Here is a 19387-nt window from a genome sequence, read left to right as displayed (position 1 = left end):
CCTTGAACATTCTTCTAGCGGGTAAATGTAAATCTTGGAATCTCTCGTTCCAAAGCTGGAGAAAGATCACCAGATCGACTGTTACCCAAAAAAATCACCGATAGCTGCAAAATATAGTTGGCGTTGGCCTCGTCAACATTGAGATCCTTCTCTCTTACAAATCGCAAACCCCAGCAGCCTGAGTCATCGGTATAGGATAGGTTGACCGATGTTCCGTACTGGCTATCGTTACCTTCTACTTGTCTTTGCACCAAGTTGATGCCGGTAGAGATGTAGGGAATCAAGCCAGTGGATATGCCCATGGTCGTGGTCTTGGTTTGCTTGAACAAAAGATCACCTGTTGTTGGTTCCAATTCAGGGCTCTTTTCAAAGATGTAGCTAAGCCCCAGGCTGGTTTTCCAAAACGGTGGCAAGGATAAATCAAAACGGGTCGAGGTCGAGGTTCTTTTATATATGTTATAGTTCACACTGGTGGTCAGGTTGTAGCCAGCCCAGTTGAGCCCGAGACTAAAGTAGGGGCCACTCCATGACTCAGGCAGTGAGTAGTAAGGAACTTTCTGGGCACGCAACTCCTCTGCTAGCTCGTCACTAGCTACCGAAGCCTGCTGTTCCAAGTCTTTATTTTCTTGAATTTGATCCTGACGCAGACGCTCCTGCTCAAAGTCAAAGGTCATTGAGGCGCTAAAATTGACTGGTTCAATCGAATTAGAATCCTGCAGTTTATAGCGATTGATATACCAATCGATGGACCCGTCGTCGTTCTCTTTAAAGATACGCTCGTCCTTGCCAATCCGTCGATCTAAGCTAAATAACAGCTCCCGTTTAGCCTGCTCATGGAGGCTCTCGATCTTTTCCTTATTCTCTTCCACTTCTGGAATCTTTCCTGGTATCACCTGCCAGCCCCTGTCAAAGGTTTTCCAACGGTGAGTCGTGGCTAGTGTTACCCTTTGGTGAGGAATCATCGTGTCTTCCGAGCTAACATCGCGACCGTCGGTGGTGAGAAAATCTCGATCGGACGCAAAGTAAACGAGAGGAGTGCCATTGGTATCCTCGCTTCCATAGAGGCCTCGTCTTGTCACCACAGGTCGTGCGGAATAAGTCATCGACCAGTTCATGATGTGATGTAGGTATTTTGTTTGCTCATCGTCGTTTTGGAAGATACTAGGCAATGGCCCCATACCGTCAATCGGCAGATTGACGGTGAGTCCCGAGCGCCAGCTTTCTATTGTGCTGCTGTCTTGCTCTAAACCCTCGTGGGTAATGCGCCTGAGTTCCAAATCGGAGAAGTGATCAACCCTGACGATACCCTCGCGAACGATGGGCGAGATCAAGCCTAGATTAGCCCTCTGCCAAGTGCCGTTGCCCAGAGTTTCTAAATCTCGGTCTTGATTGGTCAAGCTACCCTGATTGTCATCGATCAGGAAGCTCTCTGCCTCAAGATCTACATAAATGGGAATTCCTAGGTACTGCTGCGGGTTGATGGAGAACAAACGAGTATTAAGCTTAAAGTGAGCAGGGATTTGAAAGCCCTTAAATTGATTTTCTAATAGAACATTATCACCGTAGCTTGTTCCAAGCCCGAGAAAGAAGTCGGAGTGGTTATAGTTCAGCCTCGCCTTAGCCGTTGAGAAGGCATTCGCCTGAGCGCGGGTCGAGAATGCAGCCACATAATCTTCCGGCAAATAGAGATCTTCAACATAGCGATGATCTGAAACCAGACTACCACGACTCACAAGAGAAAGCTCAGGGCTTAGGAACAATCGGCCATTCCATTCCTGTTTGCCTCTCCAGGTATTCGAGGGCGCTGCAAGGTTGTCTTCAACTAGCTCCAAGCATGTATCGATTCCATCAGGTGTGCTAGTGTCACAGGCATTCCCATAATTAGCTATGTTTTCGATATTATCAATGTCGCTTAGGTTCTGGCGATGATAGCTCAGAAGCTCTTCCCGCAAGGCTGTTTGCTGAAGCCAAGCGCGATCACGAATCGTTTCCATATTGAGTTCGAAGCCACTGTACTCTTTAATTTCGTAGCGAGCTTCGACACCAAGCCGAGTCCCTCGCTTCTGGTACAGATCGAAGGTCACTGTGGAATCTTTGTCGTCACCTAAGTTGAAGTATACCGGCTGGGTATACACAAAGCCGTTTTTCTGATCACCGGTTTGGAAACCAGGCATCAAAAAACCAGATTGGCGTTGGGTTTTGAACGGCACCTTAAGAAACGGAATATAAAGAAGGGGAACACCCTTTATGGTAAGAACCGGGTGATAGAGATCCACATAGCCCTCTTCTTGGGCCTCGATATGATCAGCCCGAAAGCCCCAGGCCGGAGTTTCATCATCCTCGCACTTGCAAGGGGTTACAATCGCGTCATCAGCGAAGTAATCGTTATCATTCTTTCGCTCGATAGTTCGACCCGTGATCTTAAGGTAGTATTTTTGCGGCAGCTCACGACCTTCTTCATTTTCCCGAGACTCCTCCCAATACTTGCGGCGCTTGAGGTAGCTCCGACGTTTCTTTTCGCCTTTTTTTGCCAACGATGGATTCATATTGGCTTGGGCGAGGATTTGTCTCTCCAGAAGCAGTGCATAGTCGTCGACAATCTCTTGGGATAGATCATCTTCGTCTTGGATCGTTTCAATCACTCTTTGCCTGAGTTCAAGCTTGTCGCTTTCAATAGATGTCAGGTACTGAGCCTTAGCAGCGACAAAGTCAGACTCCTCTGGGCTAACGCCTAGGACCTGCTCGATCACCTGCTTAGCCCGAGCCCCATCGTTCACCACCATCACCGAGTCGTCGATGATGAAGTCACTGGTTTCCCAGTACATGGTGATCTTAGTACCCGTAAACACCTGATTGCGGCTCAACATGATTACGTGACCGCGGGCTTGTAACTCTTTTTTACTGTAGTCAATTTCAATGGTATCAGCGGTGATGATAGAGGCCCCCCCAATCAGAACCACATCACCTTGAAAGATGTATCGCTTGCCATCCTTATCGAAGCCAATGGTCTGGGCATCGTAGAGGAAGCGGTCACCCATTCTTAGGCCCAGTTGGTCAAATTCATCATCATCAAATGTTTTACGATCACGCAAGTCGAGAAGGGCGGCTTCCCCTAAGTCGAAGTTTTGCTCTTGTCCTATAAGCGACCTATCAGTCAGGAGACTCAGGGTTAGCCCAAGTACCCAGCAAAACTTGATCACACGTGAATTCTTTTGGATCTTTCTCAAACTGCTCAAACACCCTTCCTACTGCCAACACGGACCCACAGATCACCAAGGGACTCGCCCGATTGCTCTGAGGGATGGAAGCCCAAGCATCGGAGAACCTGCCGAAGTACGCCAGATCTTGATGGCGTGCAGCAAGATCTGCTAGGGAAAAACCCCGTTCATGTTCGATACCAAACAAGAGCACCTGAGAAAAGGTTTCCTTCGCAATATCGAGCATCTCATCGAACTTTTTGTCTTTTAAGATGGATATCAAAGCTGTTCCAGCCTGCAAACCAGATAACTCCAAGTTTCGTGTTAACTGATTCATACCATCCGGATTATGACAAACATCAAAGATGACATATTTATCGTCCAAGGTCATCCTCTGAAATCGCCCCACCAGAGAGTTTGGGCAAGGTAGCATCGGGCTTGGAAATGAAGCTAAAACCTGAGTCAACTCAGGTAGGGATGGATCGTGGCATCGGATCAGTTCATAGGCTACTGCTGCCAAAGTAAAGTTGCGCTTTACAAAGGTCGGGGCTCGACGAAGCCCATAGGGAAAGTCATAGTGGTTTTTAGTAGCATTGACCGAGAGCCAAAATTCATTTCCATTGCATGAAAAACTTTTTTCCCAACGAAACAAGGGGATATTGTGCTCAAGGCAAAAGTTATCCAGATAGCTCTCAACTTCTGGGTCTCCTTCGGCTTCACCACCACCGCCCCAGATCAGCGGTGCATTAGGTCGACAAATCCCCAACTTTTCCTTGGCAATACCAAGCAAGTTTGACCCTAGAAACTCTTCATGATCCCTAGAAATCGACGTCACAATAGCTAAGTCTGGATTCACAACGTTTGTGCTATCCCAGCGCCCACCAAGACCAACTTCCATAACGTTGAATTCAGTACCCTTCTTTGCGAAGCAGTCATAGGCTATAAGCGTTGCCAATTCAAAAAAGGAGAGTTCGTCATAGAACGAGCCCAGCTGCTCTTTCAGCTCGTGCCAAGTATCATGAATATGGCTTTCCTCAAGAGGCTCGTGGCTCAACTGAAATCGTTCACCAAAGGACCTCAAGTGTGGCGAAGTAAACAGACCAGCCTTTCTACCATGAGCTAAAAATGCCCAGAGAAAGCCACTGGTTCCACCCTTGCCGTTAGTACCACCGACCAGGATATTGAAGGCACCTTCGGCAGGTTGACCAAGACAATCGTACGCTCTTGAAATTCGCTCTAAGCCTGGCTTGATAGCCCCGAGACGTTTACTAAAGAGTTCTTCAAAATTTAGTGTCACCATCATAAGCCCTTTAAAGCAGCCGATCTCTCCGGCCAGGTTCTACCAGACAAGTCACCGATCGTCATCATCAAACCCTGGCCCACCGGTCGAACATGTCTGCTGAAAATAATCTAGTGTTTTTTGGGGTGAGCAGCGTTTTTGCCAAGTTTTCTAAGGAGTTAATATTGCTCCCAAAGACACGTATTTTCCTTCGGAGATCAAATCCTTTTTCCAGAAAGCGACAAGTATTAACCATTGAAACCTGTCAAAGCATCCCCTAAGATTACTTTAACCCCAAAAATTTTAATACTTTGCTGTCTGGCTGTGAGCCAATAAGGCCCTATTGTCTGGACCAGCACACATTACCAGGGAAGGGCATAGGATGCTTTGTAAACGCTGTCCACATCTTGTTCGACATGGTCAACTTGCAGACGATCAGAAGAGTATCGAATTTAGAAGCTTATGCGGTTTAGCCATCAAGCAAGCTTTGATGGAAGAGGGGGGATTCGATGCAAAGAAACCCCAGCGTAAGGGGGCGAAGAAAGCTGTGCCAGTGAAGGTTGACATGGCAAATCAACAAGAATGTCTCCACCACCCTTTCCCGAAAGTTTTTGACTATATTGAGTGCTCCATCTATCAAGGGACATTCAAATCATCAAACCGTACGAATGACGTGATTCCTACGAAAGACTTTCAGTACTCAGACGCTCTCTCTGGAAGCTCGATTACTGATATGGAACTGCTTTAGCAATTCCATCCTATACCCTCAAAAAGCTCAGAAGCCTTCCACAGCTTCTGAGCTTTTTCGTGTCGTCCCTGAATATTGCCGGATATCCAGGGCTAAGAATCCATTTAGATTGCTAGCAACCTATGCGGAAGCAGCTGCCGCGCGCGACTTCCTCCACTTTTCAGACCACAGAATGAACGAGGTGGCGATAAAGGTTGATGACAGAGTAGCTGCCAACACACCAATGGCCATCGCCGCTGCAAAGTTCCAGATCTGAGCTGTGCCAAATAACAGGATACCAATCAAGGCAACGATCGTTGTGATCGAGGTATTGATAGTTCTGGTGAGAGTTTCGTTTAGAGAAATATTGATGTTCTCATAAAGCTTACGTCTTGGGTTCAGAGTTAAATTCTCACGAATCCTATCGTAGATGACGATGGTGTCGTTCACCGAGTAACCCACTACGGTGAGAAGTGCCGCGACCGATGTCAAGTCGAAGGAACGCTGGAAGAACAAGTAGAAGCCAAGGATGACGAATACATCCTGCAACATTTTGTATACCGCACCTGGGCCGAAGCGCATGTCGAAACGCAAGCCAATATAAACCAGAACGCCTAAGATCGCGAGGGCAACAGAAAGAATTCCTTGCTTTCGAAGCTCCTTACCAATCAGAGGCCCAACGAAGTCAACGCGCTGAAGATCTGGGCCGAAGTCCTTCAGATCAGCCAGAAGCTTCGCACGGATATCTTGGACCGCCTCCGAGGCTTTTAGATTATCACCGCCTTCTAAGCTCTCGAAGCGAACGAGATAGTGCTTGTCTTGGCCACCAACCTCCTGAAGAGTTGGTGAAGGTACGCCTGCTGCTTCGAGTGAAGAACGGATATTCTGGGCATCAACTGCCTTATCGAATAGAAGCTCAAGCTCGGTACCACCTGCAAAGTCGACTGACCAATTCATCCCTTTGGCACCACCAACTGCAAAAACACCAACAACCACAGCGAGTCCGATAGATGCAGCCATTTTTCCGAATCGGAGGAAGTCGATACTAGACTTCACTTGAGAACCCTCTTTCGGAGCACCCAACCAAGCCCGAATTTTCTTGTCAGATAGATTGCGATCGATAGCGAACTCGAATAGTGCCTTGGTCACAAACAACGATGTGAACATGGATACTAGGAGACCGAGGATCAAGGCAACTGAGAAACCTTTGATAGGGCCAGCCGAATTAGTCTCTAAAAGAACGAAGGCGGCAATCAAGGTGGTTACGTTCGCGTCAATAATCGTCCAGAATACTTTTCCGAAGCCGTTTTCTACAGCCTTCTTAGCAACGCGACCTTCTCTCAGCTCCTGACGAATCCTCTCATTGATCAGTACGTTCGCATCAACTGCCATACCTAAAGTCAGAACGAAACCTGCAAAACCCGGCAACGTAAGGGCAAAACCAAAGCTTGCCATCAGCGCCAAGAGGAAAACACCATTTAGCACGAGTGCAATCGACGATAGCATACCCGGACGGCGATAGTAGATAACCATAAAGATCAAGACCAGCACAAGACCAACAAGCACAGATGTGACCCCTTGATTTGCCAACTCTGGACCAAGAGTCGCACCAACTTGCCGTTCCTCAAGAATAGTAATAGGAGCGGGTAGCGCACCAGAACGAAGGATCAAAGATAACTCTTGCGCTTCTTCCTGGATTTCCTGACGCCCTTTATCAGAACCAAGCGTAATCTGAGCAACCCCACCGGCGATACGCCCCTGGATCACTGGATCAGAAACGATCACATTATCCAAAACGATAGCCATACGGTTGCCAACATTAGCACCTGTGACATCAGCAAAACGCTTACCACCAACGGCTGTAAATTTAAGAGATACAGCAGGTCGGTTATCAAGAGAGTTCGGATCGTAAGTTACATTGGCATCAAGAACATCCTCACCACTGAGCTCCGTGGCAGCTTTCAAAACTTGGCCTGTATAACGAGTCTTCTTACCTGCTGCGATACTGGTCTCTTCAAACAGCAGTTCGCGACCTTCAGGAACCAGCCCCTTCGTTAAGTCGACGATAGCTTGCTTATCTTCAGAAATCAGAGCGATGGCACGCTTGTTACCACGGCGCTCAAAGGTTACGCCTTCAGGTAGCTTATTGACGAGGCTTTCGAAACCTTTGAATTCCTCGTCGAGCATCTTAAACTTGAGCTGTGCAGTTCGGCCAAGCAACTCACGAGCACGGCTAGGATCTTTAAAGCCAGGCAGCTGAACCAAGACCGAACCATCTGCACGGCGGTTGATGGAAGGCTCAGAAACACCCCACTTATCGACACGGTTGCGAACCACTCGTTCCGCCTGCTCAAGGGCCGCCTTACGGATTCGCGTCAGCTGTGCTTCGCTGTATTTAAAGTCAATCTGCTGACCATCTCGCTCAACCTGCTCAAGTCCAGGGAACTCCTCGGCAAGGTCGCCTTTGAATTCACCACGGCTCACATTTTCTTCAAGAACAACGCGAAGGGTTTGCTTGCCTTTCAAAGCAAAAGCTTCCTTCACTTGCTTTTTTTCTTCATTAGCCCAGCGAGTAATTTCAGTACCCACGCGGCTGAGTTTGTTATCGATCGCAACTTCTGTATCGACCCCAAGCACTAACTGCACACCACCCTGCAAGTCGAGGCCGAGCTTGATATGCTTTTTTGGCAACCAATTCGGAATTGCCTGATCCAGCGCTTCTTGATCGTTACGTACGTCTTTATCCTGGGAAAAATAAATCAATGTGGGGGAGATGTAGTAGATTGCTCCCAAGGTTAGTGCAACGATTAAGGCTACACGGGAACGGATCGATTTCATTCTGGAGTCACTCCATTTAACAACTATTAAACTCAGTCACCGCAACGGGATGATCGTAAACAGATACCCCGACTGCTAAGAACTTTCAGCACTTTTTTATGTTATCTATGATTAAGTATGTCAATCGTTTCATGATGTCCTAATTGAAAACCCTCGCCGAGAGCATGGCAAATACAAGCAGCTGTATCTTAGAAATAACAGATGTGTGCCCCAAGTCTTGCAGAGAATTTCCTATAAATCAATGGCCTTAGGCCTCGAACCCTCAGAAAACCAACAGCACTTCCTTTGGCACAGTCTTCGCAAAAGCTCTGCCGACACACACATGCGAAGCTTATGGAGGAGAGCCATGATCAACCTTCGTTATACCACTATCAGTCTTTCTGTCGTAATTCTTGCCTTGCTCAGCAATGCCTGTGCCTTCATTGTCGAAGACGAGCCAGAACATTATGACGGCCATATCTATTTTTGGCCGGATTCCAATAACTACGAATTCGACGAATGCAGGAGTGATTCCCCTTATGATTATTGCGGAAAAAAACCTAACAAGTCCGGACAAGACTATTCCTGGAAGCCAAACTGTAGCTCAGAGTCCTGCCAAACAGTAGGGGTGATGGCTCACTATCAACTTGCGGAAGATCTAGGCCCAAGAGCGACTCTTTGGATTGAAGCCTATAACAACCCTGATTTCGCAGGGGCCGCTCAGTCGACACTAAGGATAAGTAGCTTCGATGCCACGTTCCCGCACTCAACATCGCGAGAAGAGATGTTCCTAGAACCAGGCGAATACTATTTTCGTGCCTACCTTAGCAATCGCCCCGATCAGGCACTCCCTCCAGCGTTACAGGGTATGGACCCCGTAGGGGATGCTTACGGGATTTTTGGCGCAATCTCCCAGCCGGAGAGAGTCTTAATCAAACCTTATGACATGGCACCCATGGTTCATATACATATTAATCGGCTTTTCGAAGACCCTAACGGTCAAATCGACTACAATGGCAAGATGAGGCTGAACATCTCGATGCCTGAAGAGGCAATGATCGAGCAGAATCGTCGACTGGTCATTCAACTCCACGACAATGCCAACATTGACCAGCTAGCAGCAAAACAGTTCATCATGGAGAGTAAAGAATTCCTTATCATAGGCCAACAAGGCAAGGCTCAATTCTTAAGCCCAAGCATTGACCTTGGCCGATACTATCTCTTCGTCTTTCTAGATAGCGATGGCAACGGTTATTATGACACTGGTGAGCTAGCCTATTTCTACAATCGCAACGGTGAACCTTGGACGTTGTCTATCGAAGAGAAGACGACCAAGACTTTAGCGGTCCCTCTCGACTTCTTTCCTATCCTACCTTAACCCCTCTTGTCCCGTTGCCATTCCCGAAGGTTGCCTAGCCCTAGAGGCTAGCTCTCTTCGCCATTGCTGGCCCGAAAGCCTTTCGCTATAGTGGGGTGCTTGAACGTGGTTCACACCCGCACACCAACAAAGGAAACCCATGATGCGACGAAAAAAAGGCTGGATGAACCTTAAGATTGCGAAGATCACCGAGGAAACCTGGGACACAAAGACCTTCTATTTCATAGATGCTGATGATAACGAGCATGCTTTCGATTATATTGCCGGACAGTATCTGACATTTCGCTACGATGGAATTTCAGACAAGCCCATCGTTCGCTCTTACACCATGTCCAGCTCTCCTTGTGAAAAGGCATTTTCAGCATGCACCATAAAGCGGGTCGAAGGTGGTTTGATCAGCAACTGGATGTGCGACGAGCTTAAAGAGGGCGATATTCTGAAAGCTCGTGGACCTATTGGTCGCTTCGTTTTTAATCCTGAAAAGTGCCACAAAAACCTTGTCATGGTCGGCGCAGGAAGTGGTGTCACACCATTTATTAGCATTCTTAGGGAGTATGCGGACTGTCTCGGAACCGATGGTGCCCCAGAAACGATGACTTTGTTAGTCGCCTACCGTTCCAAAAAAGATTTGATCTGTTGGGATGTACTCGAAAGCCTCCAAAATAAACCTGGAATTAAGGTCATCACAACGCTGACTCGGGAAGATGCCCAAGCTGAGGGTTTTTGGTACGGTCGCCCAAGCACCGAGATGTTAGATAAAGCAGTGGATGGTCAGTACGACAATACAACCTTTTTGACTTGTGGCCCCGAAGCTTTGATGACCATGGTTGTGGAGCATGCCATCAGCAAGGGTGTCGAGAAGGAACATGCCCAAACAGAGTCGTTTTTTTAGCATGAGACCCGTACCTCGTTCCCCATATGGCGAGGTTCGAGTTAACAGCAGGGGGAGTGCCACTTTGGATTGGATCGAGAGCTTTTCGACTGAAGATCAAGCGAAAATTAGACGATGGCTTTGGGCACTCAATAAGAGTGATCCACAACGTCTGCCGAGATGGTTTTTCCCAGCAACTCTAATGCTAGGGCCTCTAGCCATACTTTTATTCGACTATTTGTCAGGTAGAGAGCTTCGTACAAGCGTTGGTTTGATTACAGATGACTTTTTAATCTTCACGGGGTCACAAGTTTTAGCATCGGTCGTTGCTATTTTAGGAGTGCCTTTTTTACGCCTCTACATTTATGGTTCAGTTCGCCATCCTGGTCTCCCAATAATATCGCCCCGCAGCGAGACGCTTGCCAAAATAACATTTGGACTGTTCAACCATGTCTTGGCAGCCATAGCTCTACTCGCAGGCCTCCAGTTTTTCTCTCATCGATCATTCGACCCAAGTTTTTCCAGTCGAGTTCTTGATACAGTCTGGATGGCCATCGCCTTAACCCCAACCCTCATTCCAACAGCTGTAACGTTGAGTGCTAAGATCAAGCTCGTAAAGGTTTCTAGGTTGCGTGCAAGAGAGTCAAATCAACTTACAGAAGGCATCGCGTAGCCGCGTCAGGTTATCGTTCCCCATATTGCAATATTTCTTCGATACGAGAGTCGATCGTTAGCTATTTATTGAAAACTAAAACAAGGATTTCCAATGAAAACTTTCTCAGGACTATTTGTCTCGACCATTCTGATGCTTAATGGCTGCGCAACGGAAAAGCAGCAGGAAACAAGTTCAAACCTCGCATCCATTGACCTGGCTGAAATCGACGCAGATTATTCCAAATTCTACTTAACTGCTAGTACAGCTCAAGAAACGTTTGAGTTCCGTGGTAGTGGCTCCATTGACGCTCAACTGAATCCTGGTGAGTACAAAATCGAACTAGACTACCTTGACGCAAACAACACAACCCTTTTTTCAAGCCGGTTCTGTTCTGAAATCTATCGTACCAATAATAATACCTTCGAAATCGCGCCAGGAAAAAACAGGATCGATCTTCATATCTGTGAAGTCGACGGGACTAGCCTTTCAGATCTCTACATCAACCCTATTTTGGTTAGCAAAGACTCCGAAATTTTTTCAGAAGACTTCAGCGAAGGGCATGGCAACTTTGAAGTTAAGAACCTCTCTGGCTTGGCCAAGTGGCAGCTTAGCTCTTTTCAGGGTGTAAACTTCGCTCAGGCCTCAGCATTTGGTAGTGATGAACTCGTTGAGACCTGGTTGATTTCCCCAGCCATCGACCTTGCAGGTATCGCTAACCCATTCTTCGCCTTTACCAATGTCATTGCATATGGCACTGACCTTGAAAAAATGACTGACATGCTTCAGGTGAAGGTATCTGCTGACTATGATGGCGACTTTGCGACAGCTACTTGGGAAACATTTGATATCGCATCATCGCTGCCGATCAGTGAGGAGACATTCAGCAAAGAAAAGGTATCTCAACGCTTTTCTTTGGAAGGCTTCGAAGGGCAGTCTATTGTCATCGCTTTCGCTTACAAAGTTGCTGCGGATGAACTCATAAAACCACGTTGGCAAATTCGATCTGTTGTAGTTGCAAAGTAACAGTCTATAGGGGAGCAGCCTCGCGCTCCCGCTGCGTCTCGTCACAGCAAAATAATCTTTATGAGCTAATAAATACATTTATTCAGCCCACCTCGAAACTCACTGCAACAGTTTTTTATCTTTATTTCTCCTTTACACACAGCTACTTATAATTAATACGAACGTTTGAATTAACTTCTCCTTGCACTTGCCGATAAATGGATTAACAATACGACTGTATGAAACGAACGTTTGAATCAAATGGAAATTCCTATGAACCCGATAAGATACTTAATAACGGCCGTGATCGCTCTCTCTGTGACGCCCTCCTGGGCTGCTCCCATGGAGCTTTCTGAGAGTGATATCATTACTTTAGCTCGCAAACAGAACCCCACGGGCAAGCAGATTGAAGCTCTTCGAAAGCAAGGGCGCCTGCAATCGACTCTCAGCCATGAGCGCTACAGCACGAATCTTGTTTCGAGCGCGAATTACACCGACACCAACGAGCAGGCCCTTTACCCAGGGGCCGTGGTCTTTGGACCAACCAAAACGGTTTCGGTTGGAATTCAATCCAATCTCGGTAAGGGCTTCAGCTCGAAACTCGCTGTAAGTAATGATCAACGCAGTACCACAGATGGATTGCTAAAAGACTTCACCAGCACCAATTTCGAAGCAAGCCTCACCATGGATCTATGGAAAAACTTTCTAGGAAGTCTCGATCAAGCTGAGGTAGAGCGAGCGTTTGCTGAACAACAACGCAACGATATTGAAGCACAGATCCAACAAAAATCCTTCGAGTTCGAACTTCGAAAGATTTACTGGGCTCTTGTTGCCAATGAGCAATCACAAGGATTAGCCAAAGGGCTCTTAAAAGGTGCTAAGCGCCAACTCGCGGAAACAGAGCGACGCTATCGCTCTTCTGTAGCTGATGTCGCTGATGTCGCCCGACTGAGGGCTCAGGTGGTATCTCGTGAAAATGTGGTCAAGGCTCTCGCATTCCAAAGAACCCAACTGGAGCAACAACTCAAAACTCTACTTCCTGAGCTAGGGTCTCATGATATCGCATTAAAAAGTGTAAAACTCGATAAGATTGTAGCTGACGTGATGCAGTGTACCGTCAGTATCCAAAGCCGGGACCGGGACCCTCTTGCCGATACTATGTATAAAGAATCACTCGCACTGCTCGACAAGCAGCATCGGCTGGATCGCACCATTACGGAAACTTACGATGACATAGATCTATCACTCACGGGAGCGTATACAGTTCTCGGTCGTGCCGATGCCTATGACGAATCCTTTAAAAATGTCTACGATCAACCGATCAATGGCTTCTCCATAGCTTTATCTCTGACCATGCCTCTTGATCAGAGCAAAACTCGAAGTAAACTCGCTCGCTTGAGTCTTGAAGAATCAGTCTATCAAGCCGAGCGCCAAAAACTAGTCGCTCAATTAGCTGCTCAAAAACAGAGCATCGGCCCACAAATTAAAATTCTCTATGAAACCATAGAACATCAAAAGCGCAATACCCAACTCCTTAAGAAGAGCTCCATAGCTATCGAGAAACAGTATCGACAAGCGAGAATCTCAATTATGGAGTTGATTAATGAACAAGACTCTTTACAGGATAGTCAGTTGAAAGAGGTGGATGCTTACCTACTGGTAGTCAATACACTTCTCGACTACCTCCGTACCTTCAACCAAACCCCTTGCCCCTTGAATGCATAAGAGGATGCTATGAATCTATCGAAGTTTTTCTTAGACAATTACAAATTCACTTTGATTCTAACCGCTTTGGTGGTGGTCTTTGGGCTTGGGGGACTAAAGGATCTAAATTCAGAATCTTATCCCGCCGTAGACTTTGCCTCAGCAACAATCACAACTCGTTATGATGGTGCTTCTGCTGAGGAAATGGAAACTAGAATCACGAAGCCTATTGAAGATGAAATTCGTTCCGTTTCTGGGCTTAAAGACGTTCGCTCGGTAAGCCAAGCAGGGGAAAGCACCATCTTTGTCCGCCTTGATATAGACAATGTCAATGTCAAGGAAGTCATGGCCGATCTGCAACGTTCTGTGGATCGGGTATCAGACTTGCCTCCTGATCTGAGAGATCGCCCACGATTCTTAGAACTTAAGTCAGAAGAATTCCCGGTCATCGACCTCGCCATTGTCGGCCCAAACACTGACCGGAAGCGTGACCTCATTGCCGAACAGCTCCAAGAAGCGATCGAAAACAACAAATCAGTTCTCAATGTGAGATTAACCGCCCACCAAGAGCGACAGTTTCGAGTTCAACTCGATCCGGCAAAACTGGAAGACAATCACGTTGGCGTCAACGAAGTCATTCAAAAAATTCAGGAAAAAAATATCAACATCCCTGGCGGGCTCCTCAAGAACCAAAACCAGCAGAAACTGCTTCGGCTGGAAGGTAAGATCGAAAACGTCAAAAACCTCGAAAACATTGTTATTCGATCAAACTTCTCGGGGCAGAAGATCTTGCTCAAAGATGTGGCCCAGGTTATTGATGCCGAGGAAGATCCAACGATTCGTGCCCTTCATAATGGTCAAGAAGCAACTTTGTTAATCGTCACCAAAAAATCAGGAGCGGATACGCTCGCCCTGGTTGAAAGCATCGATAGCACCATTGAGAAATTTCGAAGTTCCTATCCCGAGTATCAATTCAAAGTCTATAATAACGAGGCAGAGAAAGTTAAGAACAGGCTGGAGGTACTGACGTCGAATGCTGTGTCTGGCCTTGTGCTCGTGGTTGTATTTCTGCTTATTTTTCTGCCAGGTCGGGTCGGAATTATGGCGAGTTTATCGCTGCCGATTGCTGTATTAGCGACTTTTGGTTTCATGCCTGTCTTTGGAATGAATCTCAATGCGATCACGATCCTCGCCCTTGTCATCGCCTTGGGTATGCTCGTCGACAACAGCGTTGTCATCAGTGAGAACTACGCTCGTTTACGGAAGGACGGTATGGGCTCTCGGAAGGCAGCCTTAACCTCTATTAGTAAGCTCTGGCTCCCCATTTCGGCGACGGCGTTCACAACGATTGCAGCATTCCTACCGATGCTGGTCACCCGGGGTATTATGGGTCAGTTCATCAAATGGATCCCTGTGGTCGTCACAATTGCCTTGGTTGCTAGCTTGATTGAGAGCTTTTTCTTTCTACCCATGCGCTTGGTTGAAAATTCGGATCAGAATATTGTTGACGAAGACCAGAAGCAGGAAAAAAGCGATTGGTTCCAACGAGGTGTGATTGAACCTTTCGAAAGGATGATGGCTTGGGTGATACATCATCGTTATATCACCGCTACTATATTCAGTGGCCTGATGATCGGCTCATTTTACATGATGTTTGGCATGAATAAATTTGTACTCTTTCCGTCGGAACAGACTGAAGTATACATCGGCAGGTTCGAGCTACCCAAGGGAACACCGCTCCTGGAAACCGAGCGTAAGATGGCTACTCTTACCAAAAACATCAATGATGAAATGGGCGATCATATCACGTCGATTGTCGCTCAAGCTGGGGTCTCTCAAACAGCGCCAGGTGACCCCCAGGCAAAGAGCGGTGATAATGTCGGGTTCTTCAGAATCTCTGTGGATGAGTTTGCTAAGAACAACATCGATAGTAACAGCTTCCGTTTAGACTTGGAAAAAGTTTCGGTACCGACTGATGCTGCCATTAGCTACGAGGCACTGGCCAATGGCCCACCCGTTGGTAAGGCTGTTAACGGTACGATTCGATCATCAAACCCTGAAACATTGGAAACGGTCACCAATAGTATTATTGAAACTCTAAACTCTGAGCCTGGTATTAAGAACGTCGAAGTCAACGACATCTATGGCGATAACCGGGTCTATTTGGACATCAATGAAGAGGTGGCCAGCCGCCTAGGGCTCACCGTGCAAAGTATCGGGAATATCGTTCGAAGTTCGGTTTCCGGCAGCCGGGTGTCCAACGTCGACTTAAAAAACAGAGAGGTCGATATCCTTGTAGAACTCGCACCTGAATACCGGGCTGATATCAAAGACCTTAACAAGATTAAAATCATGGACCCTCGGGGCTATCTCATTCCTCTGAGTCAGGTGGCAAAATTTCGCGAGGAGGCTGGCAAACCGCAGATCAATCGCTTTGATTTTCAACGCGCTAAAACCATCACTGCGGATGTGGATGAGGCTGTCATCACTGCGCTGAAGGCCAATCAGATCTTCACTCAGGCATTCAATAAACTACAAGAAACCTATCCCGACACTTCCATTGTATTTGGCGGAGAAGAAGAGAGTACTAACGAGTCTCTTGCTAGCCTATTTGATGCCTTGATCCTGTCTTTGATTGGGATCTTTGCTCTGTTGGTATTCTTGTTCCGATCCTACTTGAGGCCTCTGATCATCATGACCACCATACCTTTGGGTTTGGTTGGCTTCTCGATCGCCTTCTACCTCCATGATCGCCCTATCAGCTTTCTGGCACTCATTGGCATCATTGGCTTAGGAGGAATTATCGTCAACTCAGGAATCGTGCTCATTTCGTTTATTGAAGACCTCAAACAAGAAGATAATGGTCTCACGATGGACGAGGTTCTGGTAAAGTCCTCTGGACTACGCCTGAGAGCCGTGGTTGTGAGTTCCTTGACCACCATATCTGGACTCTTACCAACTGCTTATGGCATCGGCGGAAGTGATGCGATACTGATTCCCATGACTTTGGCGATGGCCTGGGGTCTCACCAGCGGCACTGTTTTGACCCTCGTATGGGTGCCTTGCGCTTATGGGATACTAGAAGACGCCTCTGGAGCTGTGAAGAGGATGACTTCGCGCCTAAAACGGGCTAAGATGGGCAAATCTAGTATGAAAAACCAAAATGAATCCAATGACACTAACGGGCTTGGTATTCTAACGGCAGAAACCAGCAAGGCTCAAGACTAACGAGATGCCGTAGCTGCTTGAAGCCATCGAAAACTGGAAGAAAAGGAAGCTTATGACAAAACCCGCAGATACCAAAGAGAAGATCATTGATACAGCCTGTCAGCTATTTGCTACAAGCGGCTTTCACGGGGTGTCCATCCGTGAGATAGCCAAAGAGGCTGGTGTGAACCTTGCTGCGGTGAACTACCATTTTAAGAATAAAGAGGGGCTTTTTGCGGCCATTTTAATCCGTGCGAAGCTTCTCTTTAACAAAGAAGTCGAGGCTCTCAATGATGGCAAAATCAATGCCTTCGAATTCGCCATATCCATTCGCGATGTTTACGCCAAGCATTCAGATGAATTTCGCAATGGCTTCGCCCTGTTTTTACAGGGCGAGTACTCAGAGATCGTGGAAACGGTTTACGATAGCTTCGAAGAGATGGGACCTCCCGGACAGCAGGTACTAAAGGATGTCTTCCAACGGGAAATTCCTGATATTGGCCCATCGGCAGCTGAATGGGGAGCCCAAACCTTACTCAAACTCTTGGCTCATGATGCGATGTTTGTCCACACAACTCTTTATGGCAAGGCTTGTTCGATGATGCCCGAGTATTACAACGAGCAAACACAGCACATATTCACCGAAGAAATGGTGCGATCAGTGATCAACCATCTGACAAACCATCATCAGGATATCGAGGCTCGCTTCAAATCGGAGTGAATTGAGCGATCAGCAGGATAGTTATTCATGGAAGTATAATTTTAGTTTAATTGGCTCATCTCGTTATGCTAGCGCCAAGCTTTTCTTTTAGCTGCCATTGGTAGCTTCGCCCAAGCAATTCTAGCCAAGGCCCTTGCTCGATGTTCATGAGACCCGCTTCGCCAGTTCCTAAACTTTCATATTCACCAGTGTAGACTCCAATGGCTTCACTCCAGCCAGGATTATGGCCAATTAATAGAACTGTATTGATGTCATCCTCTATGGCAGCCATCTCTTCAAAAATACGATCGACACCAGCAAGATAAAAGCGGCTGGACACCACCTCCTGTCGGGGATTCAGCTCCATTACATCCTTGACATTTTTATAGGTTTCAACAGTTCGTTTGGCATCGCTGACAATCACGCCGTCAGGAATCAGCCCGCGGCTTTGGAGTGCTTGGCCAATAAACTGAGCTTGGCTGTGACCTCTTGCCGTTAGAGGACGTTCATGATCTTCAAATTTTCCGGGGGATTCGGCTTCTCCATGCCTTAGGAGAATGATGGTTTTCATCAGCTTGCTTGTTCCTTCTTCTGCTCTTCCTTCTCAGCCCTGTACTCATCGTACTTGTCCTTAGCTTGCTTGAAGTTAGGGTGCTTTGTCAAACAGCGGTCTAAGACCTTGATGGCCTCATCGAGATTACCCTTAACCTTCATTAAGATGGCCTTATTATAGAGAGCTGCCTTGTTTTCAGGATCGAGCTTGATGATTTGATTGTACGTCTTCAGGGCTGCCTCTGGCTCTTCTGACTCCTTGTAGGAAATACCAAGTTGATTCAGGTATACCACATTTTCAGGCTCAACACTTAGAGCTGAACGGATATGGCGGATTGCTTTCTTGTATTCTTTAAGGACGTAGTACCCTTGGCTCAAGTAGTGATGCAGTGCGGGAAATGATAGCTCATTTTGAATGGCGATATTAAGTATATCAATCGCTTCCTGGTGCTTATCTAGTTTAAATAAAAGCTGAGCAGCGCGCTCGTATCGGATTGGGTTGAGTGGCGATAGTTGGATTGCTCGCTTAAATTCTCCAATAGCTTCTTCCACACGATTCTGCTTGGAAAACAACTCACCCCGCTCCACATATAGATGGACGTAGTGATCGTTACGCTCCTCAGCAGATTTTAATAGGGCTTCGGCCCTGGTGAAATCGTCCTTGCGTACCGCTACTTGGGCTAAACCAACCAAGGGTCGGGCTGCTTTTGAGGTGACATCCATAAGGCTTTTGTAGACGTGCTCAGCCTTTTCCAAGTTGCCTTGCCTCAACTCGCCTTTGGCATTTTCATAAAGTAGTTCGGGATTGCCAGGATTATGGAACACCTTAAATGCCTGACGAAGTTTGGGTAGAATATCCTTCAGGGTAAACGGTTTCACAAGCACACCATCCACCCCATTTTCGGTGGCCAACATGATTTTCGCTCGACTGGGATTATCGATGGTAATAGCGAAAGGACCGCGGACCAAGTCGGGATCGGCTTTGAGTTCAGCTAGGAAGTCAAAACCGTTCATAATCGGCATTTCATGATCGCATATCGTAACTGAAATCTTAGCTGTATTGCTGTTTTTCAACCAATCCAGCGCTTCATGACCATTGGTGAACTGTTTGATGTTTTTAAAGCCGATTTTGTTCAGATGGTGGGCTACAATGAGGCGCATATCCGTCTGATCTTCGACCAGACAGACGATATCCTCCTGATCCACTTGGGTAGGAATACTTAGACCAAATTTTTTAGCTAAGTCCCTGACTTCAGCCATATGTCATCCTCCGAACTACATGGATTTTATTCGGAGGA

13 protein-coding genes are annotated in these 19387 nt (G+C 47.0%); 8 read left to right on the top strand and 5 right to left on the bottom strand.

The window, feature by feature from the left end:
* Positions 1-14: 14 nt before the first annotated feature.
* Both B9N89_RS11355 and B9N89_RS11350 read right to left on the bottom strand, forming a co-directional pair.
* Positions 15-3236, bottom strand: a complete 3222-nt coding sequence (locus B9N89_RS11355) for a putative LPS assembly protein LptD (protein WP_143478167.1) — start codon at positions 3234-3236, stop codon at positions 15-17.
* The gene (locus tag B9N89_RS11350) at positions 3151-4497 is read right to left on the bottom strand and encodes a bifunctional folylpolyglutamate synthase/dihydrofolate synthase (RefSeq protein ID WP_159455309.1); all 1347 of its coding nucleotides are present in this window, start codon (positions 4495-4497) and stop codon (positions 3151-3153) included. The genes B9N89_RS11355 and B9N89_RS11350 overlap by 86 nt, the downstream gene beginning before the upstream one ends.
* A 361-nt stretch (positions 4498-4858) precedes the next feature.
* On the opposite strand from B9N89_RS11350, the gene B9N89_RS11345 reads away from it, so the two are divergent.
* Positions 4859-5224: a hypothetical protein gene (locus tag B9N89_RS11345; protein WP_132318343.1), complete on the top strand. Its 366-nt coding sequence runs from the start codon at positions 4859-4861 to the stop codon at positions 5222-5224.
* 120 nt (positions 5225-5344) lie between these two features.
* Here B9N89_RS11345 and secD read toward each other — a convergent pair whose 3' ends face one another.
* The gene (gene secD, locus B9N89_RS11340; RefSeq protein WP_132318345.1) at positions 5345-8041 is read right to left on the bottom strand and encodes a protein translocase subunit SecD; all 2697 of its coding nucleotides are present in this window, start codon (positions 8039-8041) and stop codon (positions 5345-5347) included.
* Between the two features lie 346 nt (positions 8042-8387).
* On the opposite strand from secD, the gene B9N89_RS11335 reads away from it, so the two are divergent.
* The 7 genes from B9N89_RS11335 (at position 8388) to B9N89_RS11305 (ending at position 17558) form a co-directional block, all read left to right on the top strand.
* Positions 8388-9398 carry a hypothetical protein gene (locus tag B9N89_RS11335; protein WP_132318347.1) on the top strand — a complete coding sequence of 337 codons (1011 nt, stop codon included), beginning with the start codon at positions 8388-8390 and terminating at the stop codon, positions 9396-9398.
* Between the two features lie 142 nt (positions 9399-9540).
* The gene (locus tag B9N89_RS11330; RefSeq protein ID WP_159455308.1) at positions 9541-10290 is read left to right on the top strand and encodes a ferredoxin--NADP reductase; all 750 of its coding nucleotides are present in this window, start codon (positions 9541-9543) and stop codon (positions 10288-10290) included.
* A gap of 64 nt (positions 10291-10354) precedes the next feature.
* Positions 10355-10942: a hypothetical protein gene (locus B9N89_RS11325; RefSeq protein WP_132318351.1), complete on the top strand. Its 588-nt coding sequence runs from the start codon at positions 10355-10357 to the stop codon at positions 10940-10942.
* A gap of 93 nt (positions 10943-11035) precedes the next feature.
* Positions 11036-11947, top strand: coding sequence for a choice-of-anchor J domain-containing protein (locus B9N89_RS11320; protein WP_132318353.1), 912 nt, complete (start codon positions 11036-11038; stop codon positions 11945-11947).
* A 252-nt stretch (positions 11948-12199) separates the two neighbouring features.
* Complete coding sequence (locus B9N89_RS11315; RefSeq protein WP_159455307.1) at positions 12200-13651, top strand: TolC family protein; 1452 nt, start codon at positions 12200-12202, stop codon at positions 13649-13651.
* Positions 13652-13660: 9 nt separating this feature from the next.
* Positions 13661-16858 (top strand): efflux RND transporter permease subunit, encoded by a 3198-nt coding sequence (locus B9N89_RS11310; protein WP_132318357.1) that lies wholly within the window; start codon positions 13661-13663, stop codon positions 16856-16858.
* A 52-nt stretch (positions 16859-16910) separates the two neighbouring features.
* The gene (locus tag B9N89_RS11305; RefSeq protein ID WP_132318359.1) at positions 16911-17558 is read left to right on the top strand and encodes a TetR/AcrR family transcriptional regulator; all 648 of its coding nucleotides are present in this window, start codon (positions 16911-16913) and stop codon (positions 17556-17558) included.
* A 55-nt stretch (positions 17559-17613) separates the two neighbouring features.
* On the opposite strand, the gene B9N89_RS11300 is transcribed toward B9N89_RS11305, so the two are convergent.
* Together B9N89_RS11300 and B9N89_RS11295 are read right to left on the bottom strand one after the other, a co-directional pair.
* Positions 17614-18108 carry a SixA phosphatase family protein gene (locus B9N89_RS11300; RefSeq protein ID WP_132318361.1) on the bottom strand — a complete coding sequence of 165 codons (495 nt, stop codon included), beginning with the start codon at positions 18106-18108 and terminating at the stop codon, positions 17614-17616.
* Positions 18108-19349: a tetratricopeptide repeat protein gene (locus B9N89_RS11295; protein WP_132318363.1), complete on the bottom strand. Its 1242-nt coding sequence runs from the start codon at positions 19347-19349 to the stop codon at positions 18108-18110. Before B9N89_RS11295 ends, B9N89_RS11300 begins: the two co-directional genes overlap by 1 nt.
* Positions 19350-19387 lie beyond the last annotated feature (38 nt).

Origin of the sequence: Pseudobacteriovorax antillogorgiicola (assembly GCF_900177345.1) — a bacterium.
GTDB classification, from domain to species: domain Bacteria; phylum Bdellovibrionota_B; class Oligoflexia; order Oligoflexales; family Oligoflexaceae; genus Pseudobacteriovorax; species Pseudobacteriovorax antillogorgiicola.
The sequence above is the reverse complement of the archived record's forward strand: the minus strand, read 5'-3'. Positions and strand labels throughout refer to the sequence as shown.